At 55.6% G+C, this 26,943-nt stretch carries 23 protein-coding genes; 2 read left to right on the forward strand and 21 right to left on the reverse strand.

The annotated features are described in order from the left end of the window. Nucleotides 1-540: 540 nt before the first annotated feature. The 6 genes from V3851_RS01690 to V3851_RS01715 form a co-directional block, all read right to left on the reverse strand. Nucleotides 541-1,023: a hypothetical protein gene (locus V3851_RS01690; RefSeq protein WP_331844753.1), complete on the reverse strand. Its 483-nt coding sequence runs from the start codon at nt 1,021-1,023 to the stop codon at nt 541-543. Further along, nucleotides 1,020-2,273 (reverse strand): DNA polymerase IV, encoded by a 1,254-nt coding sequence (locus V3851_RS01695; RefSeq protein ID WP_331844754.1) that lies wholly within the window; start codon nt 2,271-2,273, stop codon nt 1,020-1,022. The genes V3851_RS01690 and V3851_RS01695 overlap by 4 nt, the downstream gene beginning before the upstream one ends. Before the next feature lie 459 nt (nt 2,274-2,732). Continuing rightward, nucleotides 2,733-3,479, reverse strand: a complete 747-nt coding sequence (gene map / locus V3851_RS01700; RefSeq protein ID WP_331844755.1) for a type I methionyl aminopeptidase — start codon at nt 3,477-3,479, stop codon at nt 2,733-2,735. A 44-nt stretch (nt 3,480-3,523) separates the two neighbouring features. Next, a complete protein-coding gene (locus V3851_RS01705) occupies nt 3,524-4,141 on the reverse strand; it encodes a TetR/AcrR family transcriptional regulator (RefSeq protein ID WP_331844756.1) in 618 nt (205 codons plus the stop codon). A gap of 240 nt (nt 4,142-4,381) precedes the next feature. Continuing rightward, the gene (locus V3851_RS01710; RefSeq protein ID WP_331844757.1) at nt 4,382-4,672 is read right to left on the reverse strand and encodes a stage VI sporulation protein F; all 291 of its coding nucleotides are present in this window, start codon (nt 4,670-4,672) and stop codon (nt 4,382-4,384) included. 200 nt (nt 4,673-4,872) lie between these two features. Continuing rightward, a complete protein-coding gene (locus V3851_RS01715) occupies nt 4,873-7,185 on the reverse strand; it encodes an endo-1,4-beta-xylanase (protein ID WP_331844758.1) in 2,313 nt (770 codons plus the stop codon). Nucleotides 7,186-7,353: 168 nt separating this feature from the next. Between V3851_RS01715 and V3851_RS01720 the strand changes: the two genes are divergently transcribed. Beyond that, nucleotides 7,354-7,653 (forward strand): hypothetical protein, encoded by a 300-nt coding sequence (locus tag V3851_RS01720; RefSeq protein WP_331844759.1) that lies wholly within the window; start codon nt 7,354-7,356, stop codon nt 7,651-7,653. A gap of 521 nt (nt 7,654-8,174) precedes the next feature. Here V3851_RS01720 and recG read toward each other — a convergent pair. The 4 genes from recG to V3851_RS01740 form a co-directional block, all read right to left on the reverse strand. Beyond that, nucleotides 8,175-10,220, reverse strand: coding sequence for an ATP-dependent DNA helicase RecG (recG, locus tag V3851_RS01725; protein WP_414859256.1), 2,046 nt, complete (start codon nt 10,218-10,220; stop codon nt 8,175-8,177). A 73-nt stretch (nt 10,221-10,293) separates the two neighbouring features. Further along, nucleotides 10,294-11,163, reverse strand: coding sequence for a DegV family protein (locus V3851_RS01730; RefSeq protein ID WP_331844761.1), 870 nt, complete (start codon nt 11,161-11,163; stop codon nt 10,294-10,296). Between the two features lie 27 nt (nt 11,164-11,190). Then, entirely contained in the window at nt 11,191-12,963 is a 1,773-nt protein-coding gene (locus V3851_RS01735; protein WP_331844762.1) for a DAK2 domain-containing protein, read from the reverse strand. 14 nt (nt 12,964-12,977) lie between these two features. Then, on the reverse strand, nt 12,978-13,337 hold the full coding sequence (locus V3851_RS01740; RefSeq protein ID WP_331844763.1) for an Asp23/Gls24 family envelope stress response protein: 360 nt from the start codon (nt 13,335-13,337) through the stop codon (nt 12,978-12,980). A 237-nt stretch (nt 13,338-13,574) separates the two neighbouring features. Here V3851_RS01740 and rpmB point away from each other — a divergent pair, with 237 nt between their 5' ends. Further along, on the forward strand, nt 13,575-13,763 hold the full coding sequence (rpmB, locus tag V3851_RS01745; protein WP_044479170.1) for a 50S ribosomal protein L28: 189 nt from the start codon (nt 13,575-13,577) through the stop codon (nt 13,761-13,763). Nucleotides 13,764-13,854: 91 nt separating this feature from the next. Here the strand turns inward: rpmB and spoVM are convergent, their stop codons facing one another. The 11 genes from spoVM to coaBC all read right to left on the reverse strand — a co-directional run bounded on the left by spoVM (nt 13,855) and on the right by coaBC (nt 26,816). Continuing rightward, a complete protein-coding gene (spoVM, locus tag V3851_RS01750; protein WP_036621610.1) occupies nt 13,855-13,935 on the reverse strand; it encodes a stage V sporulation protein SpoVM in 81 nt (26 codons plus the stop codon). A gap of 181 nt (nt 13,936-14,116) precedes the next feature. Next, the gene (gene rpe / locus V3851_RS01755; RefSeq protein WP_331844764.1) at nt 14,117-14,779 is read right to left on the reverse strand and encodes a ribulose-phosphate 3-epimerase; all 663 of its coding nucleotides are present in this window, start codon (nt 14,777-14,779) and stop codon (nt 14,117-14,119) included. A gap of 4 nt (nt 14,780-14,783) precedes the next feature. Then, the gene (rsgA, locus tag V3851_RS01760; RefSeq protein WP_331844765.1) at nt 14,784-15,692 is read right to left on the reverse strand and encodes a ribosome small subunit-dependent GTPase A; all 909 of its coding nucleotides are present in this window, start codon (nt 15,690-15,692) and stop codon (nt 14,784-14,786) included. A 33-nt stretch (nt 15,693-15,725) separates the two neighbouring features. Next, nucleotides 15,726-17,897, reverse strand: coding sequence for a Stk1 family PASTA domain-containing Ser/Thr kinase (pknB, locus tag V3851_RS01765; RefSeq protein WP_331844766.1), 2,172 nt, complete (start codon nt 17,895-17,897; stop codon nt 15,726-15,728). Next, nucleotides 17,894-18,667, reverse strand: a complete 774-nt coding sequence (locus V3851_RS01770; RefSeq protein ID WP_331844767.1) for a Stp1/IreP family PP2C-type Ser/Thr phosphatase — start codon at nt 18,665-18,667, stop codon at nt 17,894-17,896. Before V3851_RS01770 ends, pknB begins: the two co-directional genes overlap by 4 nt. A gap of 6 nt (nt 18,668-18,673) precedes the next feature. Beyond that, the gene (gene rlmN, locus V3851_RS01775; RefSeq protein WP_331844768.1) at nt 18,674-19,720 is read right to left on the reverse strand and encodes a dual-specificity RNA methyltransferase RlmN; all 1,047 of its coding nucleotides are present in this window, start codon (nt 19,718-19,720) and stop codon (nt 18,674-18,676) included. Between the two features lie 222 nt (nt 19,721-19,942). Continuing rightward, entirely contained in the window at nt 19,943-21,358 is a 1,416-nt protein-coding gene (rsmB, locus tag V3851_RS01780; protein WP_331844769.1) for a 16S rRNA (cytosine(967)-C(5))-methyltransferase RsmB, read from the reverse strand. Beyond that, complete coding sequence (fmt, locus tag V3851_RS01785) at nt 21,355-22,302, reverse strand: methionyl-tRNA formyltransferase (RefSeq protein WP_331844770.1); 948 nt, start codon at nt 22,300-22,302, stop codon at nt 21,355-21,357. Before fmt ends, rsmB begins: the two co-directional genes overlap by 4 nt. Nucleotides 22,303-22,310: 8 nt before the next feature. After that, nucleotides 22,311-22,793 (reverse strand): peptide deformylase, encoded by a 483-nt coding sequence (gene def / locus V3851_RS01790; RefSeq protein WP_331844771.1) that lies wholly within the window; start codon nt 22,791-22,793, stop codon nt 22,311-22,313. Nucleotides 22,794-23,058: 265 nt separating this feature from the next. After that, nucleotides 23,059-25,599, reverse strand: a complete 2,541-nt coding sequence (priA, locus tag V3851_RS01795; protein ID WP_331844772.1) for a primosomal protein N' — start codon at nt 25,597-25,599, stop codon at nt 23,059-23,061. Next, on the reverse strand, nt 25,596-26,816 hold the full coding sequence (gene coaBC, locus V3851_RS01800) for a bifunctional phosphopantothenoylcysteine decarboxylase/phosphopantothenate--cysteine ligase CoaBC (protein WP_331844773.1): 1,221 nt from the start codon (nt 26,814-26,816) through the stop codon (nt 25,596-25,598). Before coaBC ends, priA begins: the two co-directional genes overlap by 4 nt. Nucleotides 26,817-26,943: the final 127 nt, after the last annotated feature.

Here is a 26,943-nt window from a genome sequence, read left to right on the forward strand (position 1 = left end):
TAGGAGTGTTTTAATTTTTGGGTCCTCCCAGGAACCGGCTCCTCATTCTGGCACCATATTCCCGGGATCAGGAAATGCGCCTTAGCCCCATCTCTCTGCTTCTTAACCCTGAAATGAAAAGCGAAATCCTTAACATTTCATGAAAAGGTTCCCCGTGGTTCGTTATGCAGGAATGCGGCCTCCGGAGCTTTTGCCCATATTAGACGCGCAAAATAATTCGAAGTTTCGCTCTTTTTTTACACCCTTTTCCATAAAGGTTACAAAATTGATACCAAAGTCATGTGGTAAAATCGCACAGCGGCGCAGGTTTTCGCGGATTTGGAATTTACATCCGTTGTAACAAAAAAGATGCCTTGGTCCCAGAATAGGCCCATTGGTTACTTTCTTGACTTTTTATTCTTTTCGGGACAGTCCCGTCCGCCCGAAAATCGGCGACCAATATCCTAGATTTTACAGGTTATATAGTCCTTTTTTTGAAAAAAAAAGAACAGCCCTCTCAGGCTGTCCGAAAATGATGTTTCCATTATTATTCGTATTCGTTCATTTTGCTTCCCGGGAATGCTCTTTTAAGAGCGCCCCCAGCTCCGCGGTGTATTTTGTCAGCCGCAGGCTGATTTCCGAGCGCATTACGTCGCGGGTCATGCCGAACCGTTCCTCGTACCCGCGGCAATAATAACGATAATAAACGACGAGATCCGCTTGCTCCTCGTTCACTATTTTGATGTTTCTTTGCTTCAACTCCCGCCGCAACCGGTATAGATCTTTCGTGATACTGTCCAAAACGTACCGCCCCGCCATGTAATAAGAACGCTTCAAAATATTGGTCGAGTATTCCACATCCGCCAGGCTTTTTTGCACCATGGTCATCATATGCGGAAGCAAAATATAGTCTCTGAGCATTGTCAGCTCCTCGGTGGTAATGATCTTGCTCTCATGGGGATGATGCTGATCGTCGTACCGTTCGGCATGCTCGGTCAGCAGCATTTTTGATTTCCAACGCTCATTTTCGTCAAGCTTGCTCATTTGTAGTGCCCCCCAATTTGTCCTGCTCTTTCCCGCGCGACACCGGCTTCCGTCAGCGATGAAGCGCGTATAATGGCATCGCTCCCGTATCTGTCTTTGATCCGGTCGATGGCCTGTTCCTTGTTGTAGGCAAGGGAGCGGTCCTCGAATAAAGTCAATTGCATGATCTTGTCGTCCGTCAGCCCGGACAAGGCCACGCTCAAACGGCTGATCGGCAGCCCGCTCCAGTATTTCACGAACAGCTGGCGTGCCGCGTTGGCCACTTCATGGGTCAGGGCGGTCGGCTCCTGCAAGGTTATTTGGCGGCTGAAATAATTGGAGCGCTGTCCGTCCGTTTCCGCCGCGGAGACCGAAACCACCGTACCCATGAGATGATGGCGCCGGGTCCGCCGGCATACCTCGACCACCAGCTCCAGCAGGACGATCTCAATGTCCTGCAGCCTTTGGTACAGCCGCCAGCGCAGCGCCTTGCCGTGGCTGACCGATTTCAATTGATGGCGGATATCGGAGACGACGGGGCTGGGATCGATGCCCCGGGCCGTTTGCCAATAATACTCCGCCTGGATATCGCTTTGTTTGCCCATTTCCCGCCGCATCCGCCGCTTAAATTCATGAAGTTCCATGCGCGCGATATCCCCGATGAGCGTTAAGCCCATGCGGGTAAAATGGCGGGTCATCCTGGACGCGACCATGAACATATGGTGTACGGGCAGCTTCCATAAAGTCGATTCCAGGTTGTCGAACGAAAGCTCAAAAATGCCCTCCGCATTTTTCTTGGCATAGTTGTCGGTCGCCATCTTGGCCAATATTTTGGTGGGACCGATGCCGACCCTCGTCCAGACCCCGGTGGATAAAAGAACATGCTGCTGAATCCTTTGGGCCAGCTGATGCGGGGGACCGAAATAAGACAGCGAGCCGGTGACATCCAAAAATTGCTCGTCAATGCTGAACGGCTCGACAAGATCGGTATAAGATTCGAAAATTTCCGTAATCAGGAGCGAGATTTGAATGTACGTTCGCATTCTCGGCCGGATGACAACGAGGTCGGGGCATTTGGCCAGCGCCTCCCCCACCCTTGAGGCCGTCGTAACGCCACGGGACTTGGCGATGGGGCATGCGGCCAGCACAATGCCGTTCATCCGTGCGGGATCGCCGACCGCCACCGGCTTGTCGCGGTATTCGGGGTGAGCGGCTTTCTCCACGGAGGCATAAAAGGATTGGCCGTCAATCAAAAAAATCTGTCTGGACATCGATGCATTCCTCCATGACCCAACTTCCGCCTCAGACAAGAACGTTTGTTCTTATTATATTCATAATACGAACAAATATTCCCGTTGACAACAGGTTTTTGCTGGATATTGAGGGAACGGATTGAATCGGGAAGATCGCCCTTAGTTCTCCCATATGCGGACGAAAAGATAAAAAACCTGCAAAAGTGCATCTTTCTCCGAGCCATGATTTCGGGATGCGGATTCCTGCTAAAATGCATCTTTTTTCTGTAAATCTCGGATATGAACCGAAATCGCGGAAAATAACTGTACAATCGCAGGAATTTAAGCGTATGGCCGCCGGTCCGGCCGAAATTGTTGCACATTTGCAGGAATTTTAAAAAAGGGGGCGGCGGCTGGGCTGCCTTCGCAAAAAAGCAAAAAGACGCGAATTCCGGGATAATATCACCCTGGACTCGCGTCTTCTTCACTATGCTACGCTTACTGCGCCGTCAGAACAAGCGGCCCGTCGGCTGTCAGCGCCACCGTATGCTCAAACTGGGCCGACAGCTTGCCGTCCGCCGTTCTGGCGGTCCAGCCGTCGTCGTCGATCGTGATGCGGTACGTGCCTTCATTAATCATCGGCTCGATCGTGAACACCATGCCTTCCTTGAGCCGGACCCCCTTCCCGGCGACTCCGATATGCTCATAGCTCGGGTCTTCGTGAAGGGTTCTGCCGATGCCGTGGGCAAGCAGATCGCGGACGACGGAATAACCGTGCGATTCCGCATGCTGCTGGATCGCCGACGTCACATCGCCGAGCCGATTGCCGGGAATCGCTTGGGCGATGCCGATGTCCAGGCATTCCTTTGTCACCTGAATCAATCTTTCGGCCTCCGGGCTGACCTGGCCTATCCGGTAAGTCCAGCAGGAATCGCCGAACCAGCCGCCATATTCGGCCACGATATCCAGCTTCAGCAGGTCGCCTTCCTGCAGCGGCCGGGACGACGGGAACCCGTGGGCCACCACATCGTTGACCGAAGCGCAGGTTTCGGCGGGGAATCCTTTATAGCCCTTGGTAAATTGTTTTCCGCCCAATTTGGTAATATGTTTGGCGACGAAATCGTTAATTTCCGCCGTGGTGACGCCCGGCCGGATCAGCTTGGCGACCTCGCGGTGGCAATCGGCGACGATCTGGTTCGCCGACTTCATTTCCTCAATTTCTCTTGGCGATTTCAGGATAATCATTTATGCTTCGCTCCACTTCCATTAGTATGATCCCGGCAAGCCGGTCAAAATAAAAATTGCGTGATTTGCTTTGCTTCTGTATGCAGTGTTCCTCGCCGAAGGGCCGGCAATGCACAACCGGCCAAAGCGGCGAGCAGCCATTCCGCCCGCCGCTCGGCCTCCGGGCCCGGCGGCGCTCCGGAGAGCGTGCCGCTTACGGCTTGAGCGGCCGCGAAGCTTCCGCCCGGCGGGCCCAACAGCCCGGCCAGCGGGAACAGCACCTGCGCGCGGTAGGCCGCGTTCAGCCGGACGGCCTGCTCCTCGGGCAGCGGGCGGAACTCGGTGCCGCCCAACTGGCAGGCCAAATAGAAGGCGTGGTCGCCATCCCAGGCCGACAGCAGCCTTCCGGCCAGCGTCCGCAAGTCCGCCGAAGCCACGGCTGCGGGAAGCCTCAAAAGCTCCGCCGCCCGCTCCATCGCCTGCGACAGCATATCGTACAGTAAATCGGTTTTATTTTTATAGTAGTGATATACCGTTCCGTAACCCAATCCCGCTTCGGCCGCCACATCGCGAATTTCCATCAGCATGCCTTTATCCAAATAAACATCGGCGGCGGCCTTTAAGATTTGAGCCATCCGCCGGCTGCGGATTTGCTCATTTTGCTCTTTCGTTCGCGGAGTCATCGCTTGCCTCCAGTTTTTATTTTTGACCTACTGTCATGTCAATATAAAATCACAATACTATACCGCCACTGCAAAAGCAAGCCCGGACATTAGTAAATTTGATTTAACTCAAATATCCCCGGGAGCCTCCGATAGGATCGGCCTTATTTGCAGAAAATAAATTTTTCGGATATTCCAAAAAATCAGCCGGAATTCTCCGGCTGACTGCTTCGCCCCGGTCCGGCTCCCGTCGTCGCTTCCCTACCGGAACATTCCCCACAGCTTAATCAAATGCAGCGTGTTATTGGGATCGATTTTCTGGGCGATCACGAACTGAACGATTTGCTCCTCCTGCGCTGCGGTCAACCGTTCATTCAGCAAAGTGGCAGCCGATTTGACGAGCCGCCGTACCTTTGGACGATCCTGCAGGTCGGATCTGGTCAATCCCTCGACCAGTTTTTTTACGCGCTCCTTTGTCGCCGGATTTTTCATTTTGAGCTTGATCCGCTCCACGAGCTGCGGGCTGATTCCGTATTGATGATAGCTGCTCAAAGGCGCTTTCACCTCCCGTTTTAGGCCTTCTCTCTAATATATGAAGGGGAGCCAGTACATTGTGCCAAAAAGAATGCCGCATCCGGGCCGGATCCCCTCCCCCGAGGAATGCCGGCAATCGGCATGAACCGGGGAGCCGCGATCGGCAAAATAAGCCGGAGCCGGGAAGGCCCGGCGCCGGCTTATCGGTTTATGCTAAGTTATTGCGGTTCCGTCCCCCAGATCAACTGTCCGTTCCGGTAAAGCGTCACCCGGTCCCAGGCGGTATAGGATGTTTTGGTCGCATCAAACGAATAATCGTTCGCTTCGTTGAAATTGGACCAGTCGCCCTTGTGGCTGCGGGTTTGAATATCCCCGGTCGATCCGCCCGCGGCGATGCTTCCGGCCGACGGGCCGAAGCTGACTTCCAGATAGTAATCGGCGCCCGTCTTGCCCTCGGCCATCTTCACATGCCGGCCGTTGACATTGGACGAGCCGACCGCGGCATAATCGCAATAGAAGGACAGCGGCTTCTCGCCGTCGATGCTGTACCAGTAGCGAATCGTCAGCTCGCTCAAATTGACGGCGGAGCCGCCGTTATTTTTAATGTTAAAGAACGGCTTCATCTGATTATCCGAGGTATTGGTGTCGCCCGCTTTGTATTGCAGCACCAAATCTCCAACAGGCGTAGTGCCTTCCTTTGGCGTTGCGCTGACCTGGGCGGAATTCGCGCTTTCTCCGGCAGCGTTGGCCGCGCTTACCACATAATAATAAGTCGTGTCATTCGTCACGGTCGAATCGAAATAACTGGTGCCCGTGACCGTCGCGATCGCCGTATAAGGCCCGCCGCTTGTCAAAGACCGTTTGACCTGATAGGAATCGGCACCCGTGGACGCTCCCCAGGTTAAGGAAACTACCCCGCTGCCACCGCTTGCGATCAGATTGGACGGCGCCGAAGGGATCGCCGGCTGATCTATAATCGCCCAATAGGCCGGTTTGGATTGCAAATTTTCATCGAACAGCAGCGGCCAGTTGTTGCGGGTAACCGGGAAGGTGCGAAGCCAGGTGTTCCCGTCGTCCTTGCCCCACACCGTCACATTGGTGACGGTATCCTTGTGCCGCTTGAAGATGTCGAACAGTTGCTTGTACAAGGTGGCCTGTTTTTGCTTCAAATCTTCCGGGAAGGTATCGTATTTTTGTGAATCGTTCTGATACACGCTGATATCGAGCTCGGTAATGTGCGTCTCGAGACCGAGCTGCTTAAATTTGATAATGGAATTTTCGATCTCCGTCATCGTCGGATAATAAAGACTGATATGTGTCTGATGGCCCACGCCGTCGATCGGCACGCCTTTGGCCTGAAGCCGTTGGATCAGATTGTACAGCGCCTGGCTTTTGGCCGATTCATGGGTATTGTAGTCATTGATAAACAGCTTTGCGTCGGGGTCCGCCTCATGAGCGTATTCGAACGCCTTCTCGATGTATTCTTCCCCGGCGATCTGATACCACAGGCTGCGACGCAGCCCGTCGGACTGTGAAGTATCGATGACCTCATTGACGACATCCCAGGCATAGATCTTCCCTTTGTACCGCTTCATTACGGTATCGATATGGGTCTTCATGCGCTGATAAAGCAGTTCCTTGCTGGCCAGATTGCCGTTGTCGTCATAAAACACCCAATTCGGCGTCTGATTATGCCAAACCAGCGTATGTCCGCGCAATTGCATGCCGTTATCGACCGCGAACTGGACGGCTTTATCCGACTCGACAAAATCGAAGACCCCTTCCTCCGGCTCCGTGCTGTCCCATTTCAGGACATTGCCGGGGGTTACGCTGTTGAAATGCTTGATCATAAGCTCTTTATCGGGATCCTTGTACAGCTCGCTATTCGAGAAAGCGGTACCCACCAGAAAATCGTCGGCGAAGACATCCTGCAGCGATGGAATATCCTTTTCAATTTCGATCGGATCGGCGTCCGGCAACCGCTCCAGGCTGAAATCATCAAGGTAAAAGCTCAATGTGGCGTTGCTTGGAATTTCAAAATATACCGACATGTTGTCCGCCGTCTCAAAGAACTCGTATTCCGCTTCAAGCTTGACCCAACCGCCGGCCGATGCGTTCGCGCTGACGAGGTTTTCGTAATAGGTTCTCGCCGTGGTAGTGCGCTGCATCGACATGGTGACGCTGGTAGTGGACGAACCGGAAGGCAGTTTGACATACCCGGTGAATAAATAAGTGTGTCCCTCCTCCATTTCCGCCGTTACATCGAGCGTCGGTCCATGCCAGGTTTTGGTACGGCCGCCGACTTCGAGTCCATACGCGCCGCTTCGTGCCGCAGCGGCAACCGGGGTCAACACTTCCTCGCCGCCGCGGCCTGTCCAACCTTGCGCCGTACCGTCTTCAAAATCGCTCCGCACCAGCGGTGTATTGTCGGCCCGGGCGGGCGCAGCCGAAAAGGCGGAGAACAATAAACATAAGATTACCAGTGGATTAAGCGCTTTCATAAAAATCCTGTTTCGTCTCTTGCCGTTCATTTTCATTCTCCCTTCTAAAATGAATAAACAAATTCGGTGGAGCAAGCCTTTCGTTCACATTCATTTCCGGGCCATCACCGCCTTTCGGAATCGATTGGATTGCTTGGCTTAAAAAGTAAGAATAGCGGTAGAACGACGGTATTCATATCGAAGAGGAGGAATTGTCTAATGGACGGAGTTTTGTACGGTAAGCCGCCGGAAGATGAGATTCAAAGTTTAAATAAATCGAAACAGAGCAGCCAAATGGCTGCAGAACCCCCGGATAGTTGGGCGGATGATTTAGTGGCGGATAGGTTAATTAGCTTGGATAGATTGGTTAGATTCGTTGGATTCGTTGGATTCGTTGGATTCGTTGGATTCGTTGGATTCGTTGGATTCGTTGGATTCGTTGGATTCGTTGGATTCGTTGGATTCGTTGGATTCGTTGGATTCGTTGGATTCGTTGGATTGGTTGGTTGGGTTGATTAGATTTATTGGTTTAGATTGATTGGTTAGATTGACTGGTTAGATTGACTGGTCGACAGGTTTAGCAGTCGGTTCACTTGGCCGAAAACCAAATTGGCATATATTGGTCTTTACAGCAAAATTATAATATAATTGGAATTTATTTGACAAGCATTATTTTTGGACAAGTATTGCCGAAGCCGGCTCGTTGGATAAAATACAACCAAGCCCCGGGGAAAAGGCGATAAATCATCGCTTGTTTGGATGATATCCAATCAAGCGAATAGATTACACCCAAAATCGATAAGAATCCGATGATTTATTGGATTTCATCCAATAAAGAGCCAACTCCTTCCTGGCCTGTCCGATATTCCTTGGAAATTATCCAACGAACATTTTGCCGAAGGACAGGGCCGCGGACAAAAAGAAATGACGGTGCCCGGGATATTTCATCCCGAGCGGACCGTCATTTCTTTCAAATGCACGGGCGGCGCCGAGCCAAACTCACCGCATGCCGTTCCGGCAATGGCGGTTCTTCGCCTGGCTTAGTCAATCAGCTCGCCCTGCAAAATCTGCTCCCGCTGCAAATAGCCCCGCAGCGGCAAGTATTCCGGCGACGTCCAGAAGGACGGGTCGCCCACCAAGCGGGCGGCGTCGTCCCGCGCCGCCTCCAGCACCTTGAAATCGCTGACCATGTCGGCGATTCGGAATTCAGGCACCCCGCTCTGCTTGGTGCCGAAGAAATCCCCGGGACCGCGAAGCTCCAGGTCCCGGCGGGCGACCTCGAAGCCGTCGTCCGTTTCGGTCATGACCCGCATCCGCTCCTGACCGACCTCCGACTTCGGATCGGCGATGAGCACGCAGAACGACGCGTGCTCCCCCCGGCCGACCCGGCCGCGCAGCTGATGCAGCTGCGACAAACCGAACCGGTCGGCGTCCATGACGATCATCAGCGTCGCGTTCGGCACGTCGACCCCGACCTCGACGACCGTCGTCGAGACGAGCAGCTGCACCTCGTTCTCGTAGAACGCGCGCATCACCTCGTCCTTCTCCGCCGCCGTCATCCGCCCGTGCAGCAGGCCGATGTTGTAATGCGGAAAAGCCTGCTGCATCGCCACATGCAGATCGATCGCGTTCTGCACATCGAGCTTGTCCGACTCTTCGATCAACGGGCAGATCAGGTACGCCTGCCGCCCTTGCGAGATTTCGCGGGAAATAAAGCCGAGTACCCGGTCCATCATCCCGTGCTTGACCCAGTAGGTCTGAATCGGCTTCCGCCCTTTGGGCCGCTCGGAGATCGTCGACACGTCCATATCGCCGAACGCGGTGATCGCCAGCGTCCGCGGAATCGGCGTCGCCGTCATCGTCAGCACGTCGGGATTAAAACCCTTGCGCCGCAATATGCTGCGCTGGTTGACCCCGAAACGGTGCTGCTCGTCCGTGACGACAAGGCTCAGCGAACGGAAAAATACGTCCTCCTGAATCAGCGCATGCGTCCCTACCACAATATCGGTCAGCCCCATCTGCAGCGAAGCGACGAGATCCTTGCGCTTCCGCCCCGTGACGCTGCCCGTCAGCAGGCCGACGGTAATGCCGAACGGCTCGAATAGCGCCGTCAGCGAACGGACATGCTGCTCCGCCAATATTTCCGTCGGAACCATGAACGCGCCCTGGTGGCCCGATTTCACCGCGGTGAACAGCGCGATGGCCGCGATCACCGTCTTGCCGGAGCCGACATCGCCCTGCAGCAGCCGGTTCATGCAGTACGGAGAGCGCATGTCCTGCAAAATTTCCAGCTCCACCTTCTTCTGTGCGTCCGTAAGCTCGAACGGCAGGCTGCGCACGAATTCGCGGACCTCCCGGTTCTCCACCTCATGGCGCACACCGTCCATCCGTTCATGGTTCATCGCCCGGTACGCCTGAAGCTTGAGCTGGAACAAGAACAGCTCCTCATACACCACCCGGCGGCGGGCAAGCTGCCCCTCCTCGCTGTCCTGCGGCTGATGAATCCGCTGGATCGCCCGGCGGCGCGGCATCAGATCGTATTTCCGCAGCAATTCAAGCGGCAAATTCTCGGGAATCATTTCCCCGTACTGTGTCAAGGCCTGTCCGACCGTCTTGCGGATCCAGGACTGCGTGATCTTTCCTCCGACCGAATAAACCGGCTGCAAGCTGCCGCTGCGCATGACCCCTTTGTCGGGAAACTCCGATTCCGACACCGTGAGCTGGCTGCGCCGCAAATCCCATTTGCCGGTTAAGATGATCTCCCGCCCGGCCGTCAATTCCTCGCGCAAGAAATGGCGGTTAAACCAGGTCGCCGTAAACATCCAGTCCTCCGCGACCATTTTGCAGGTCATCCTCGATTTCTTGCCGTATCTTTGGAGCACCGGGACGCCGATAATTTTGGCCTGAACGGTAATTTTGTCGCCGTCCTTGACCTCGGTCAGAGAACGCAGCCGGTAATCCTCGTACCGGAACGGATAATATTCGATTAAATCATTGACCGTAAAGATGCCAAAGGCGTGAAGCTCTCCTGCTTTGAGAGCGCTCACGCCGCTGACCTGCCTTACCGGAATTTCATGCAAATCCATATCGATCCCTCGCTGTCCGTACATGTCCGAAAGCCTTGCTCCTCGCGACCAAAGCCGGGCTATTCGAACCGACTCAGGCAGGCCAAGCAAACACGGCTACCGTGCCGGGTCCCACATGGGCTCCCACTACGGCGCCGATGCTGGTGCGGACCACTTCATGCAGAGTGAAATGTTCGGACATTAATTTTATAAATTCCTCGGCGGCATCCGGATTGACCGCATCGCATACCGCGATATTGATATCCTTCCGATCGCCAAAATCTTTTACAAACAGATCGACCACGCGGGACATCGCCTTCTTCTGGCCTCTCACTTTGTCTACCGCGTAGATGATGCCCTCCTGATCTACCGACAGAATCGGCTTGATATTGAGCAGTGTGCCCAAGATCGCCGCCGCCTTCCCGATCCGGCCGCCCTTTTGCAAATATTCCAGCACATCGACCAGAAAATAAAGCCGGCGCCCTTTGCCGACCCGGTCGACCTCGGCCCTGATTTCCTCCGCGGACGCCCCCTGCTTCGCCATGCGGGCGGCCAATACCACCTGCAGACCGAATCCGTAAGTGGCGCACAGGGAGTCGATGACCGTAATATCGGCAGCCTCACCGGTCTCTTCCTCCAGCACGCTTTTGGCAAGCACGGCGGATTGGTATGTGCCGCTCATCCCGGAGGAAAGATGAATGGAAACGATTGAAGCTCCGGGATATTGCTGCATTAAGTTACGATATACCTCAACATACTGGGATGGCGAGGTTTGCGAAGTCGTCGGCAAATCCCGGGATTTGACCAGTTTATCGTAAAACTCGGTGGCGGTGATGTCGATCCCTTCCAGAAAGGAATCGTCTCCGAAGGCTAGCCGCATCGGTACGATATGAATTCCGTACTCCTCGACCATCGCCTTCGGGACATCCGCCGTACTGTCGGCGACGATAACAACCTGCTTCAAATGAGATCCCATCCTTTCTCGGGCCGCTTAGGATTCGACCGAAAACAAATAATAATAGATCGGCTGTCCGCCGCTGTGAATTTCCACTTCGGCGTCGGGATATACCTCACGAATCCAGGCTGCGAGCGATTCGGTAATTTGCGCGGAAGCCTCTTCGCCTTCCAGGATCGTCACGATTTCATCGCCGCCGGCGAGCATTTTGGCCAGCAGCCCTTTGCTCGTTTCCAGCAGTCCTTCTTCCGTGCTGACGATTTTGGAGTCCGCGATTCCGATATAATTGCCGGCGGTAATCTCCAAATCGTCAAATACCGTATCCCGGACGGCATAAGTGACTTGTCCCGTTCTCACATGCTGGACGGCGTTCACCATACTCGCCTCATTGCTCTCGACGCTCTCCTCCTCCTGGAAGGCAAAGGCCGCCGCGATTCCCTGCGGGATGCTCTTGCTCGGAATGACCGTCACACTGCGTTCGCCTTCGAGAAGATCGCGTGCTTGCTGGGCCGCAAGCACGATGTTCGAATTGTTCGGCAGCACGAAAATATGCTGGGCCGAAATCGAATGGATCGCCTTTACGAAATCCTCGGTGCTCGGATTCATCGTTTGTCCCCCGGACAAGACGACATCGACGCCGAGGCTCTTGAAAATGTCGGAAATTCCTTGGCCCGACGCCACCGCGATAAAGCCGTAAGGAGCCAGCTCATCGGCCGGAAGCTGGGCAGGATCGGCCGGACGTTCCGGTTCGGCCGGGATATCGGCAAACAGCTCCGGCATCGGAGCCCCGTCCATACCGGCCGTCAGCAAATCGCGATGTTGTTCGCGCATATTTAAAATATGAATTTGCGTAATTTCGCCAAAACGCAGCGCAAGATTCAGCACCTCTCCAGGCGCCTTGGAGTGGACATGTACTTTTATAATTTCATCGTCGGCAATCACAATGATAGAGTCGCCGTTTTGTGACAGCGCTTTCCTGAATACATCCTCATCAAAGCTGGAGTTCGGGCCTTCGCCCAGCTTGCGATTGATGAAAAATTCCATATCATATAAGAACTCGATGTCTTCGGTCTCCAGCTTGGCTTGAGCGGATACGGAATGCGCCGGTTCTGCCGCGGATTGGTTTCCTTGAGGATGAACAGATGCCGCAGGTACGGAAGCTTGTCCTTGAACAGGCTCGTGGGGCTGCATCTTGCCAGTCAAATACTCCAAAAATCCTTCATAAATGTATACAAGTCCCTGGCCGCCGGAGTCTACCACGCCGACCTGCTTCAATACGGGCAGGAGCTCCGGCGTACCGGCAAGCGCTTCTTTGGCTTTGGCCAGCACTTCGGTCATCAGCTCCGTGACATCCGTTGTCCGTCTGGCATAAAAAACGGCATGCTTGGCGGCTTCCTTGGCCACCGTAAGGATCGTCCCCTCAACGGGTTTAACGACCGCCTTATAAGCCGTATCCACACCGCTTTGCAATGCGGCAGCGAAATGAACCGTATTCAGTTCCTCGTATGAAGCGGCGTAGCGGCCGAATCCGCGGAACAACTGGGACAAAATGACTCCCGAATTCCCCCGGGCGCCCATCAGGAGGCCCTTGGACAGAACGCCCGCCCGGCTGCCGAGGCCGCCGGTCCCGTTATTTTTCAGCTCGGTCACCCCGGCCGTCATCGTCAAATTCATGTTTGTTCCGGTGTCCCCGTCGGGGACCGGAAATACGTTCAGCGAGTTGACATGCTCGGCATGCTGCGCGAGCCGCTGCGCCCCGGCAAGTACCATGGCGGTAAAATCTGTTCCATTTAAAGAACGCTTACTCAAGAGAATTCCCCTTCCTAGCTTGATACACGTACGCCTTGAACTACGATGCCGACCTCGGCCACTTCCAGTCCAACGACTTCATTCAACACGTATTTTACTTTTTGCTGTATGTTGTGTGCGACCTCGGAAATTTTGGTGCCATAACTGACTATAATATAAAGATGAATCGCCAAGCGGTTATCCACCAGCCGGACTTCCACGCCTCTGGCCAGATTTTCGCGCCCGAGCAATTCGGCAATGCCGTCTTTAAACTGCTTTCGGCTTGCCATTCCTACCAGTCCATAACATTCCATGGCGGCCGATCCGGCGATCACCGCTATCGCTTCATCCGAGATATCGATGTGTCCATATTGAGTATCCAATTGAATAGCCACGCCTGCACCCACTCCTCCCCTGAAATTATTATGGACTAATCAATATTGTACTATAAGAATAAAGAGAAATAAATAAAAGATGGTCAAGGAGCTAGAAATAATGTTTGACGATCAGTTGACGGGGCTTTTTTCACTATGATATTATATTTAAGTATTGTTTTGATCGAACAATAACTGTGATCATGTCAATAAGCTGTTATTTTCAAGACAGGTGTATTGGAACAGGAGGTGTAATGAATGTCTCGCAAATGCTATGTAACAGGCAAAAAACCGAGCAGCGGTAACCATGTATCCCATGCCAACAATCGCAACCGCCGTTCTTGGGGCGTAAATGTGCAGAAAGTTCGGATCTTGGTCGATGGCAAACCGAAGCGCGTATACGTCAGCACCCGGGCTTTGAAATCCGGCAAAGTGACTCGTGTATAAGCTTGAAATAAGCATATAGACAAAAAGCACCTTTCTTGATAGAGGTGCTTTTTTGGCGTTTCTGGACTTGTTTGATCAGGCATTGCCCGCCCTAGTTTTTGTGAAATGTGTTCAAAACGGCCTTAACAAACCCTCCCAGAAATTTAGGTAGCTTGAATGTGTAAAATTTCATCGTTCACCCTCCCCATCATTCTCATGCCTCTACCCTATTCTATGTTCCGAGCCTGTTACCCGTGATTTCCGCGCAAAAAAAAGGTCACATGAGAACTTGCGCTCATGTAACCCATTGTATGCACTGCGGCGATTCCCTATGCCACCGGACAAGAAACGAAATCGCCCAGCCGATTGCAAATTCAGGAGATGCTGCTTCTGATTTCGGCCATGGCGGCGGCGCGGTCTTGACGTCCGAACACCGCGTTTCCGGCAACCAGCACATCGGCGCCCGCTTCCGTGACGAGCGGAGCGGTTGCGGCCGCAATTCCTCCGTCGACCTCGATGCGCAGCCCTTCCAGCCCGAGCTCCCGCTTCCATTCCCTTACTTCGCGAATTTTGCGCAGCGTCCCCGGAATGAACGCTTGCCCGCCAAAACCGGGATTCACCGTCATAATCAGCACCAGATCCGCGTCTTCCACCACTTCGCGGATCGCGGACACCGGTGTGCCCGGATTAATGGCCACCCCGGCCTTGACGCCATGCTCCTTGATCATGTGAATCACGCGATGCAAATGTACGCAGGCTTCGGCATGCACGGTAATGACGTGCGCTCCCGCCTGGGCGAATGCCGGAATATAATCCTCCGGCTTCTCGACCATCAGATGCACGTCCAGCGGGAGCTTGGTCAGCGGAGCGATCGCACCCATCACCAGCGGCCCGAACGTCAGATTCGGCACGAAATGGCCGTCCATCACATCCACATGCAGCCAGTCGGCCCCGCCGCGTTCCACCTCGGCGACTTCCTCGCCGAGCTTTGCAAAATTCGCCGATAAAATTGAAGGCGCAATATAGATATTCGACATGGTGCTAATACCTCCGTTTTTTCTCTTTCATCTCTTGATGGAACTGAACGTAGTGTTCATAGCGGCTTTGCGCGATATCTCCGTCCTCGGCCGCTTGTCTTACTTTACAGCCCGGCTCGTGAAGATGGCTGCAGCCGCGGAATTTGCAGCCTTCCGCAAACTCGCCGAACTCCCGGAAGCAGGAGGACAGCTCCTCAACGCCGAGTTCGAGGAAATCGAGCTGGCTGAATCCAGGCGTGTCGGCCACATAGCCGCCGTTCTCCAGCTCGATCAGCTCGACATGCCGCGTCGTATGGCGGCCGCGGCCCAGCTTCATGCTGATTTCGCTCGTCTCCAGCGACAGCCCCGGCAGCATGGCGTTCAGCAGAGATGATTTGCCTACGCCCGATTGGCCGGAGAAAACGCTGATTTCCCCCGCCAAACGCGATTTAACCTCATCGGTCCCCATGCCTGTCCGCGAGCTGGTAATAATCACTTCGTAGCCGATCTTTTCGTACAGCTCCTTGGCTCGCCCGGTCAAATCCCGCTCCTGCCCGCCGGCCGCTTCATCCAGCAAATCTTCTTTGGTCAGGCAGATCAGCGTACGAAGCCCGGCGTGCTCGATATGGACGAGGAATTTGTCCAGCAGCTGCAGATTCAGATCCGGTTCCTTTAAGGAAAACAGCAGCACGGCGAGCTTCGCGTTGGCGACCGGCGGACGGACGAGCTCCGTTTCCCGTGGCAAAATCTCGTCCACCATGCCCTCGCCATTCTCGGTAGGCGTATAAATCACCCGGTCGCCTACGAGCGGGGTCTGGCCTTTCTTTTTGAAAATGCCGCGCCCGCGGCACTGGATGCTTTCACCCGGTGCCGCTGCGTCGGGTTTTACATAATAATATCCGCTTAACGCTTTGACAATTAAGCCTTCAGGCATACCTGTTTGGCCTCACTTTCGCGTCTGTCTTGCTCATTGGTTGTTTTTCCCGTGTCCTTTGTTGCCTTTGTTGCTTTTTGCGTTATTTTTATCCGCTTTGGCGACAGCTCCTGAATTGACGCTGGAAGCGGAAATGATCCCCGAATGGGTCATCCCCGTATCGGGAATGTCTTCACCGTTTTCCGGATTGAACGTTTCCTCGTTCTGCTCGATTTGCGGAAGCGACAGCTCCGGTACGGTTCCCTGCTTGGCATCGATATAGGAAACCCCGTACGTCTCAAGCGGTACGCCGTCGCGAATGATCGAAACATAACCGTCATTGCCCGGGGCCAGGATCAGATCGACCGATAAATACTGCGGTTTGCCGATCGTTTTCGTGCCCCAGTCTCGGTTTTCACCGCGGGCATCTCCGTAGATAATTTGGATCTTGCTCTTTTGACCGTCGACCGCAGGCGCTACCGGAACTTCATACGTATACTCCAGCGCCTCCGCCGGATATCCCGAGCTGACCGTCAGAGTAACTCCGTTCGTATCCATCAACACTTCCTCATCCGGTTCATACGGCCATTGATCCATAACCACCCCGGCCTCAACCTCATAACTGGACTTCTCTTTAATCCCATCCTGTGCGATAGGGATTCCTCTTTCCTTCAACATGGCTTCGGCTTCATCCAGCGTTTTCCCTCTGAGATCCGGCATCTTCGCCGACTCTTTGCCCTTGCTGACCTTGAGGACGAAATTTACTGTCTCGGGGTTATACTCCGCGTTGGCGTCAGGACTTTGTTCCATGACTTTACCGGCTTCCACCTCGTCGTTGAATTCTTCCGACTTCGTGATCCGAGCCACATCGACGCCCTGCTGCTCCAGCATCTTGACGGCATCCTCATAGGTAGAGCCGATCAACGAAGGCATCTTCGGCAGCGGCTTGGCCTCGCTGACGGTGAAGTCGAGAATCGAGCCCTTTTTCACCGTCGTCCCTTCCGGCTTGCTCTGATCGTAAACGATTCCTTCGTTCACGCCCTCTTTGTATTCCCGTTTGATGTCGCCGACTTCCAATCCGGCTTCGGTGATCTTATCGATCGCTTCCTGCTCCGTGATATTCAGTATCCCAGGAACCTGAACCTCGGGCACGGTAACCATCTTATTGACGTACCAGGCAACGCCGAGCATCGCCAGCAGCACGATGACCGTAAGGCTGATCCAAAGCGCCGCTTTCTTTTTGCCTGACTTATCTTTCGGATCCTTCTCCTCTACGGACGACTGCGAATCCCGGGAGAGCTTCGCTCCGCCCGTCGCGGCCTTCCCCTGAGGCTTGATCGCCGGAACGATCCGCGTGCTGTCTTCGTCTTCTTCGTCGTCAAACGACAACTTCGATTCCGCCCTCCGTTCGGGCAGGAGGCAGGTTTCCAGATCGCGCAGCATCTCCTTGGCCGATTGATAGCGCTCGGACGGATTTTTGCGCATCGACTTTAAAATAATATTCTCCACGCTTTGCGGAATCATCGGGTTGACCGCGCGCGGTTCCTCAAAATGCTCCTGCAAATGCTTCAGCGCCACGCTGATCGGGCTTTCGCCCAGGAACGGCAGCTGTCCCGTCAGCATTTGGTACAGCACGATACCCAGGGAATACAAGTCCGATTTCTCCCCGGTGGTCACGCCTTTGGCATGCTCCGGCGAGAAATAATGCACCGAGCCCACGACCGAGCCCGTTTGCGTAATCGTCGCCGAAGTGACGGCCCGGGCGATCCCGAAGTCCGTAACCTTTACCCGCCCGTTGCGTCCGATCAAAATGTTATGCGGTTTAATATCGCGGTGAATGATCTGATTATGATGAGCATGGTCCAAGGCGTCCGCGATTTGCGAAGCGATGCGGACGGCCTCCTCCACCTGCAAAGGCGCGCGCTCCTTGATGATTTCATTCAGATTCTGGCCTTCCACAAATTCCATGACGATATAATGAATGTCTTCTTCCTGTCCGACATCGTACACGCTGACGATGTTCGGATGGGATAACGACGCCGCGGACTGCGCTTCCCGCCGGAAACGGCGGATGAACTCCTCGTCATTCACAAATTGTTGACGAAGCACCTTAATAGCCACAAACCGGTTTAACAGGATGTCCTGCGCTTTGTACACAAGGGCCATCCCGCCACCCCCGACGCGCTCGATAATTTGATAACGACCGCCCAATTCGTGTCCGATCATGAATCCCACTCCTTTGCGCTAGACCCGTCTTCCTTGCAACGCTCCAGCAGCGCGACGGTGATGTTGTCGTCGCCGCCGGCCAATAAGGCGAGCCGAAGCAAACGATCGGCGCGGTCGTCGAGTTCAAGCGCCTCCGATCCGAGCGTTTGGGTCATCTGTTCCGGTGTTACGTAATTGCTGAGTCCGTCGCTGCAAAGCAGCAGAATATCCCCTTCCTCCAGGGCTACGGGGTACAGGTCGACAACGACCTGCGGATCCGTCCCGAGAGCCCGGGTCACCACATTGCGGTGCGGGTGTACATTCGCTTCGTCTTGACTGATCTGCTTCGTTTTCAATAGCTCATTGACCAGCGAATGATCCTCGGTCAGTTGGGCCAGCTCTCCACGATGAAATTTGTAGACCCTGCTGTCGCCGATATGGCCGATCATGCCTTCATGGTCTCTCAGCAGAACGGCGACGACGGTTGTGCCCATATTGTGATATTCCTCGTGCTCGGAAGCCTCCCGGTAAATCACTTTATTGGCATGCAGTATCGCTGTCTTCAGCTTGTCTCCGCAAGCTTCGGCCGATAAACCCGGTGGCAGGCCGCGCAGATCCTGCACGATCGTCTCCACCGCCAGCCGGCTTGCCGTATCTCCGGCCTGATGGCCGCCCATGCCGTCGGCAACGATGCCGAGGGTATAGCCCGCATCCAGCGGGGCTACCCAGGAGCTGTCCTCGTTTACCGCGCGGACGCGCCCCACATCACTTACAAAAACCGTCTTCATCAAATTCGATCACCTCGTACCAGACTCCATATGTTTCGCCCGCAGTTGCCCGCAGGCCGCCGCAATATCATGGCCTTGCTCCCGGCGGATCGTCACGTTGACGCCTTTCTCCGCCAAAATCCGCTGAAACTGAAAGATGTCGTTTCTGGATGTTCTGACATACTTGCGTTCCGGCACATGGTTGACCGGAATCAGATTCACGTGGCACAGCATATTTTTCAATACGTCGGCCAGCTCCTCCGCATGCTCGGGGCGGTCGTTCACACCGCCGATCAAGGCGTATTCAAAGGTGATTCTCCGGCCTGTTTTGGCGATGTAGTAACGCAGCGCCTCCATCACATCGTCAAACGGAAATCTCCGGTTTACCGGCATGAGCTTGGATCTCAGCGCATCATTCGGCGCATGGATGGAAATGGCCAGATTGATCTGCGTATCCTCGTCGGCGAATCTGTAGATGTTAGGGACGATCCCGCTCGTTGATACAGTAATATGCCGTTGTCCGATATTCAAGCCCTTTTCATGAATCATAATCCGCAAAAATTTCATCGTGGCGTCATAATTCTCAAACGGTTCGCCCGTCCCCATGATGACGATGCTGCTTACCCGTTCGTCGCGGGTATCGAGAATTTTCTGGGCCTGAACGACCTGGGCGACGATTTCACCCGGCGTCAGATTCCGTTTGAGCCCTCCCAGCGTGGAGGCGCAGAACGTACAGCCGACCTTGCAGCCGACCTGGGTCGTCACGCAGATGCTGTTGCCGTAATTATGCTTCATAATGACCGTTTCGATCGCATGATCGTCATGCAGACCAAACAGGAATTTCACGGTGCCGTCTTTCGATTCATACTTCGTAATTTCATTCAGGGTGACAAACGCGAATTGCTCGTCCAGCTTTTGCCGCAACGCTTTGGACAGGTTGGTCATTTCGTCAAAAGAATTAACCCGCTTCACATACAGCCAATCAAAAATCTGGTCCCCCCGAAAGGCGGGCTCCCCTTGCTCCACCGCCCAATCCTGCAGTTCCTCCAAAGTAAAATCATATATAAAGGGCTTCATTTTCACACACCTATTCGTAGTAATTTAACAGAGATGTCCCACTCATTCTTCCTATTTTAGCATAAATCGCAGATACACTAAAGTACAGGCGCTTCCAGCCTGTAAAGGCCCGGGCAGACCGCTAGTAAAAATGGCATATCCAAACAAAAGCACACCTTCTCCATCGCAGGGCGATAACAAAGGTGTGCTTCAACAATCGTTCCTGTATTTTGCAAATATATGTTACTGAGGTTTTACGAGCCGGGCGATATAAAACCCGTCCGAATGGGCGTCCTGCGGTAAAATTTGCAAGCCCGCGGTCTCCCTGGCCGCAGCGGCGGGGATATTGGCCCAGCCGCCCGGCGTACCCTCGGCGAGCTTGAATTCCGGATGGCGTTCGAGAAAATCCCGGACAAGATCGCCGTTCTCCGATTTCTCGATCGTACAGGTGCTGTACACGAGCACCCCGCCCGGTTTGAGCAGGCCGCATACGGCATCCAGCAGTTCGCGCTGAATCGCGGATATCTCCGCGATATCCTCCGGTTTTTTGGCCCATTTCAGATCCGGCTTGCGGCGGATGACGCCAAAGCCCGAGCAAGGCGCATCAAGCAGCACGCGGTCGAACGATTCCGGCGCAAACCGCTCGCCCAGTTTGGCCGCATCGCCGGACTCCGCCCGCACATTCCCGAGGCCCAGCCGCTCGGCATGCTCCGCGATCAACTTCGCTTTATGCGGATAAATATCATTGGAAATCACCAGACCGCTGCCATCCATAAGCTCGGCCATATGGCAGGTTTTCCCTCCGGGGGCCGCGCAGCAATCAAGCACCGACATACCGGGCTCGGGACCTACCGCCTCGCCGACCAGCATCGAGCTCTCATCCTGCACGGAGAGTAATCCTTCCCGGTACCAAGGGGTCAGCGCCATGTTCCCGCCGCTCGTCACCACGATTCCGTCCGGCGATATCTCGGAGGGAACCGCTTCAAGCCCCTGCTCCCGCATCGCCTTCAACAATTCCTCGCGGCCGATCCGCGAGCGGTTGACCCGGACGCTGACGGAAGGCGGCTCATTATTGGCCCGGCAGATCGCTTCCGCCGTCTCTTCCCCGTACTGCTTCACCCACCGGGCGACGAGCCATTCGGGATGGGAGTGCTCCAGCGCGATCCGTTTTACCGGCGGCAGATCCGCCGGCAAAAACAGCTCCTCCTTGCGGCGCAGCACATTGCGCAAAACGCCGTTGACCATCCCCGAAATGCCTTGGTGTCCGCGGCGTTTGGCGATGTTGACCGCTTCATTGACCGCCGCGTGCGGGGGAATCCGGTCCAAATAATAGAGCTGATAGAAGCTGAGCCGCAGCAAATTCCGCACCCACGGCTGAAGCTTGGCCAGCCCTTTGGCAATGAACGGCTCCAGAAAATAATCGATCGTGTTCAAGCGGGAAATCGTGCCGTACACGATCTCGGTCGCAAGGCCGGCATCCGGCCCGGACAAGCCGGATTTCTGCAGCGTTCCGTTCAGCAGCAGGTTGCTGTACGCGCCTTCTTGCTCCACCGCCGTCAATACTTGCAGAGCCGCATCCCGCGCCGTTGCCTTGGCCGTAGACTTTCCACGGCCTTTTTTGCCTTGAGCCGCCCGGTCCGGACCTTTGCTCCCGCTCATGACAGAACCGTCCCGGGCTTCATCACGCCGCCGCGGATAAATTCGGACGCCTCCATCGCTTTCTTGCCCGCAGGCTGAACCCGGGTCAGCAGCACCGAACCGTCGCCGGTTTTGACTTCGATCCCGGCCGGGGACAGATCCAGCACCGTGCCGGGTGCTTGTCCGGAAGACGAGGCCGCGGCTCCTTTTGCGGCAGGATTGGCGACCGCCCAGACTTTAAACACTTCCCCGTTCCAGGTGGTAAACCCGCCGGAATACGGAACCAGCCCCCGCACCCGGTTGAAAATATCCCGCGACGAAGCGCTCCAGTCGATTCTTTCGTCGGCGCGCGACAGGTTCGGGGCATAGGAGGATTCTTCCTCGTTCTGCGGAATCCGCTCCGCCTTTCCGTCCAGAATCAGCGGTAGTTGGCGGATCAGGAGCTCCGCGCCGGCGCTGCTCAATTTCTCGAACATCGTCCCGGCAGTATCCTCGTCGGTGATCGGCACGACCGACTTGGCGATCATATCGCCGGTATCCAGACCTTCCGCCATATACATCAGCGTGATGCCCGTCTCTTTCTCCCCGTTTATAATCGAGCGCTGAATCGGCGCGCCGCCGCGGTATTTGGGCAGCAGCGAGCCGTGCACGTTCAGGCAGCCGTACCGCGGCAGATCCAGGACCGCCTTCGGCAAAATTTGCCCGTAAGCCGCCGTCACAATAAGGTCCGGCTGCAGCGCGGCAACTTCGGCTACCGCTTCCGGGGCCCGCAGACGCTGCGGCTGCAGCACGGGCAACCCGTGCCGCAGCGCGGCTTCCTTGACCATCGTCGGGGTGAGCAATTTCTTCCGCCCTTGCGGACGGTCAGGCTGCGTAACGACGCCAACTACGTTGTATCCTTCCTTCAGCAAAGCTTCCAGGGAAGGGACCGCGAACGCGGGGGTTCCCATAAATACGATATTCATGGAAGGAATCACTCCGTTTCTTCTTCCTCGGGAGGAATTTCGTAGACTCTTTCGGCGATATCGGTATACAGCACGCCGTTCAAATGATCGATTTCATGCTGGAACGCTCTGGCGAGCAGATCCGATCCCGTGTAAGTAACCTCGTTCCCGTTCCGGTCGAGACCTTTCACCGTCACCGCCTGCGCCCGCCGCACGTCCCCGCGGAATCCGGGAATGCTCAGGCAGCCTTCCGGCCCGAACTGCTCGCCTTCCTTGGATACGATCTCCGGATTGATCAGCTCGATCAAGCCGTGCTCATCGCCGACATCGACGACGATCGCGCGCTTCAAAATCCCGATTTGCGGCGCGGCCAGCCCGACGCCCTCGGCCTCGTACATCGTTTCGGCCATATCGGTCAAAAGCTTCTGCACGTTCGGCGTAATTTTCTTCACTTCCTTGGCCACCTGGTGCAGCACTTCATCCGGTTCAATAACAATAATTCTCAATGCCATGCGATCCACCATCCTTGATGAGATATTCTTAGATATATATTATTTGGGAAAATGCCGTACTGGTTCCTCGGCGTGTACAATTTCTCCGCCAACCCGACCTCTCCATTGGAAAAATCCATTAAAGGATGATCACTTTCGTTACACCCGATATTCCGATTGGAAAAATCCAATAAATCATTATATTTTGGCTGGACGAAGGTCGGGGTACTATCTCCTGCCGCTCAACATTACTAGGGCAGCTGCCAGCTACATCAACACTGCGCCCCTACATCAGCATCTGCGGATCCACATCGATGCTGATTTGCAGCGAAGCGTCCTTAAGCTGCTCCAGCGTTGCGGCGGCCGTCTCGCGCACAAGCCGCACGGCGTCCAGCGTGCCGCGATACTTCACCATGCATTGGAACCGGTAGCGGTTCTTGATGCGCGGGATCGGCGAAGCCACCGGCCCGAGAATGTCCAGCGCGTCCGCCGCGAAACGGTCCAGGCTGCCGAACCAGCCAAGCCGCTGCGCCTTGGCCCGCAGGTCACCGGTGAAATTCTCCGCCATCCGTAGCAATAGCGGCAACTGCTCGTGTGACAGGGTCACCAGAATGAGCTTGCTGTACGGCGGATAATGGAGCGTTTTGCGGTGGTTCAGCTCCTCCCGGACGAACGAAAGATAATCATGTCTGCTTGCATGTACGATCGAATAATGATCCGGCATGTAAGTCTGGATAAACACCTCGCCGGGCAGCTGATGGCGTCCGGCCCGTCCGGCTACCTGGGTGAGGAGCTGGAACGTTTTTTCCGCAGACCGGAAGTCCGGAAAATTGAGGGCCGTGTCCGCCGCGATTACGCCGACCAGGGTGACATCGGGGAAATCCAGCCCCTTCGCCACCATTTGCGTACCGAGCAGCACGTCGCCTTTCTTCTCGCGGAACGCCTGAAGCAGCTTCTCATGCGACCCCTTCTCCGTCGTCGTGTCCACATCCATCCGGATTACCCGGATGCCGGGAAACAGCTTGGCCAGTTCGCCCTCCACCCGCTGCGTGCCGGTGCCGAAATAGCGGATGTGCTCGCTGCCGCATTCTGGGCATACCGAGGGAGCGGGCACCGCATAACCGCAATAATGGCAGCGCAGATTGTTCGACTTCTGATGATACGTCAGCGAGATGTCGCATTCGGGGCAGCCCGCCACATAACCGCAGGTCCGGCACATCACGAAGGTCGAATAGCCGCGGCGGTTCAGGAACAGCACGGTCTGCTCGCCCCGCTCAAGGCGGGAAGCGATCCCTTCGTGCAGCTTGCGGCTGAACATCGAGCGGTTGCCGTCCCGCAGTTCCTCGCGCATATCGACGATATGCACGCCGGGCAGACGGCTGCCCAAAGGCCGCTGCTTCATCTCCAGCAGCAGCGGCGCGAAATCGTCGTCCGCCTGCGAGCGGGCGGCATGATAGCTCTCCAGCGACGGGGTCGCGGAGCCGAGAATGACGGCCGCTCCATGCTGCCGCGCCCGGAACACCGCCACATCGCGCGCGTGGTATTTCGGCGTCTCCTCCTGCTTGTAGCTCGTCTCATGCTCCTCATCCATCACGATCAAGCCCAAATCCGCAAACGGGGCAAACACCGCCGATCTCGCGCCGATCGCTACCTGCACCCGGCCTTCGCGGATTTTGCGCCATTCATCGTAGCGCTCGCCGGTGGACAGGCGGCTGTGCATCACCGCCACCTTGCCGCCGAAGCGGCCCTTGAACCGCTCCACCATCTGCGGGGTAAGCGAAATTTCCGGCACGAGCACGATCGCCTGCCGTCCGAGCTCGATACAGCGCTCGATCGTCTGCAGGTAGACCTCGGTTTTGCCGCTGCCCGTTACCCCGTGAAGCAGGAACACGCCATGCTGACGCGCATCCAGAACCTCGGTTACGTTGCCGTACACAACTTCCTGCTCCGGCGTCCGCACCAGCGGGGCGGAGCCTTTAAAACGGCGGTCCTTGTACGGATCGCGAAATACCTCGACATCCGTAATCGCCGCAAAGCCTTTCTCGGCCAGCTTGTGGACCGTGCCCGCGGTCACGCCGAGCGTTGACAGTACCTCTTGCAGCGAAAGAGGAACTCCCACTTCCAACAGGAATTCCAGCACTTCCTTCTGCCGCTTGGCCTGAGCGCTGAAGGAGGCGAGCGCCGCTTCGGCGGCCTCCCCGCTCACCGCGGCGGCAACGGTTTTCACCGTCTTTTTTCGCACCTTGTCCTTAATCATCTGAGTTTCGGCCAAAATGCCGCGGGCAATCAGCCCTTTGATCTCTCCGGCCCGGCCCGGAAAATGGGCGCTCAAATGATCCAGCGTCACCTGGCCCGACGCTTGGACATAACGGACGATTTCCTCTTCCTCTCCGGTCAACAGCAGCGGAGCGGCAAACAAGCCGTCCGCTTCGGCTTCCCCGATACTCTCTTCCTCCCCGGGCTCGGCCAAGGAAATATACCGTTCCGCCTTGCCTTTGAGCGCCGAGGGAATCATCGCCTGAAGCGCCGAAATCATGCTGCAGGCATATTTGCCGCTCATCCATTCCGCCAGCTTCACAAGATCCGCCGGCAGCGGCGGCACCAGATCCAGCAGTTCCTGAATCGGCTTCATCCGCCGCGGGTCCAGTTCCGTATGCTCGTGCAGGGACAATACGAAGCCCTGGACCGTCCGCCGCCCGAACGGGACGCCGACCCGGCTGCCGACCTCGATCCACCCCTGCATCCCGTCCGGGATCAAATAATCAAAAGGCCGATCGGTTTCCCGGCTCGGCACATCGACAATCACTTTGGCCATGCTGTACTTCATTTAGAAGCTCCCGGCAAACGCTGCGCCGCCAGCTCCAGGATCACGAATCCGAGCTCTTCCTTGGAGAGCAGCGGCAGCGATTGCACCAGCCCGGCCTGATCGTAAATATTCACGAGATTCGTATCGGTCCCAAACCCGGCGCCTTCCCGGGTGACATCGTTGGCGACAAGGAGATCGCAGTTTTTGCGCTTCAGCTTGTCCAACGCATTCTTCTCCAAATCGTTCGTTTCGGCGGCAAAGCCGATTAGAAACTGCTTGGTTTTTTGCTTACCCAGCGTCTCCAAAATATCGATATTCTTCACCAACTCCAAGGTCAGCGTATCGCCGGTTTTTTTGATCTTTTGGGTCTCGGCGCTCTTCGGCCGGTAATCCGCGACCGCGGCGGCCTTCACCAGGATGTCGGTATCGCTCCATTCGGCCAATGCCGCCTCATACATGTCCTGCGCGGATTCCACGGATACGACCCGGACTCCGGCGGGAGGCGCAAGCTGCGTATTTGCCGCCAGCAGCGTAACCTCCGCTCCGAGTTCTTGAGCGGCCTTCGCCAGGGCGAAGCCCATTTTCCCCGACGAATCGTTGGAAATATAGCGCACCGGATCGATGCGTTCCACCGTGCCTCCGGCCGTCACGACGACCTTTTTGCCGGCCAGCGGAAGCCCCTCCCGCCGTTCCTCGCGGCTGAAGAACGAATTTACCACCGCCACGATGCTCTCGGGTTCCTCCATCCGGCCTTTGCCGGTATAACCGCAGGCAAGCAGCCCTTCACCCGGCTCAATCAGCATCACGCCGCGCGCCGCCAGCTCCGCCAAATTCCGCTGTACCGCCGGATGAACATACATATGCACATTCATCGCCGGTGCCAGCATGATCGGCGCCTGTGTGGCCAGCAGCGTCGTGGACAGCATATCGTCGGCGATTCCGGCCGCCATCTTGCCGATGATGTTCGCGGTCGCCGGTGCGACCAGCACCAGATCGGCCCAGTCGGCCAAGCTGATGTGAGCGATATATTGCGGATTCTTTTCATCAAAAGTATCGGTATAAACCGGATTTTTAGACAAAGACTGCATCGTCAGCTCGGTGATTAATTTAGTGGCCGATTCGGTCATAATAACCCGCACTTCGGCCCCTTCCTTGACAAGCTTGCTGCACAGGGCGGCGGCCTTAAACGCGGCGATGCCTCCGGTTACGCCAAGCAGAATCTTTTTACCTTTCAACATACCTTTTCCCCTCGCTTTCTCCCAAAAGAAATGATTCGCTCAAGTTTCCATTAGATCACGAAGCAAATCGCATTAGTTCCGGTGAAAAAAATAACAACCTCGCGGTTGTCATTGGAAGTTGTTTATT

The organism is Paenibacillus haidiansis (assembly GCF_036553665.1).
Taxonomy (GTDB): Bacteria; Bacillota; Bacilli; order Paenibacillales; family Paenibacillaceae; genus Fontibacillus; species Fontibacillus haidiansis.

Excerpts from the sequence above, each read along its gene's own strand:
- V3851_RS01690 (WP_331844753.1), bottom strand. The coding sequence starts at position 1,023 with ATGAGCAAGCTTGACGAAAATGAGCGTTGGAAATCAAAAATGCTGCTG.
- V3851_RS01695 (WP_331844754.1), bottom strand. The coding sequence starts at position 2,273 with ATGTCCAGACAGATTTTTTTGATTGACGGCCAATCCTTTTATGCCTCC.
- map (WP_331844755.1), bottom strand. The coding sequence starts at position 3,479 with ATGATTATCCTGAAATCGCCAAGAGAAATTGAGGAAATGAAGTCGGCG.
- V3851_RS01705 (WP_331844756.1), bottom strand. The coding sequence starts at position 4,141 with ATGACTCCGCGAACGAAAGAGCAAAATGAGCAAATCCGCAGCCGGCGG.
- V3851_RS01715 (WP_331844758.1), bottom strand. The coding sequence starts at position 7,185 with ATGAACGGCAAGAGACGAAACAGGATTTTTATGAAAGCGCTTAATCCA.
- V3851_RS01720 (WP_331844759.1), top strand. The coding sequence starts at position 7,354 with ATGGACGGAGTTTTGTACGGTAAGCCGCCGGAAGATGAGATTCAAAGT.
- recG (WP_414859256.1), bottom strand. The coding sequence starts at position 10,220 with ATGGATTTGCATGAAATTCCGGTAAGGCAGGTCAGCGGCGTGAGCGCT.
- rpmB (WP_044479170.1), top strand. The coding sequence starts at position 13,575 with ATGTCTCGCAAATGCTATGTAACAGGCAAAAAACCGAGCAGCGGTAAC.
- spoVM (WP_036621610.1), bottom strand. The coding sequence starts at position 13,935 with ATGAAATTTTACACATTCAAGCTACCTAAATTTCTGGGAGGGTTTGTT.
- rpe (WP_331844764.1), bottom strand. The coding sequence starts at position 14,779 with ATGTCGAATATCTATATTGCGCCTTCAATTTTATCGGCGAATTTTGCA.
- rsgA (WP_331844765.1), bottom strand. The coding sequence starts at position 15,692 with ATGCCTGAAGGCTTAATTGTCAAAGCGTTAAGCGGATATTATTATGTA.
- pknB (WP_331844766.1), bottom strand. The coding sequence starts at position 17,897 with ATGATCGGACACGAATTGGGCGGTCGTTATCAAATTATCGAGCGCGTC.
- rlmN (WP_331844768.1), bottom strand. The coding sequence starts at position 19,720 with ATGAAGCCCTTTATATATGATTTTACTTTGGAGGAACTGCAGGATTGG.
- rsmB (WP_331844769.1), bottom strand. The coding sequence starts at position 21,358 with ATGAGCGGGAGCAAAGGTCCGGACCGGGCGGCTCAAGGCAAAAAAGGC.
- fmt (WP_331844770.1), bottom strand. The coding sequence starts at position 22,302 with ATGAATATCGTATTTATGGGAACCCCCGCGTTCGCGGTCCCTTCCCTG.
- def (WP_331844771.1), bottom strand. The coding sequence starts at position 22,793 with ATGGCATTGAGAATTATTGTTATTGAACCGGATGAAGTGCTGCACCAG.
- priA (WP_331844772.1), bottom strand. The coding sequence starts at position 25,599 with ATGAAGTACAGCATGGCCAAAGTGATTGTCGATGTGCCGAGCCGGGAA.
- coaBC (WP_331844773.1), bottom strand. The coding sequence starts at position 26,816 with ATGTTGAAAGGTAAAAAGATTCTGCTTGGCGTAACCGGAGGCATCGCC.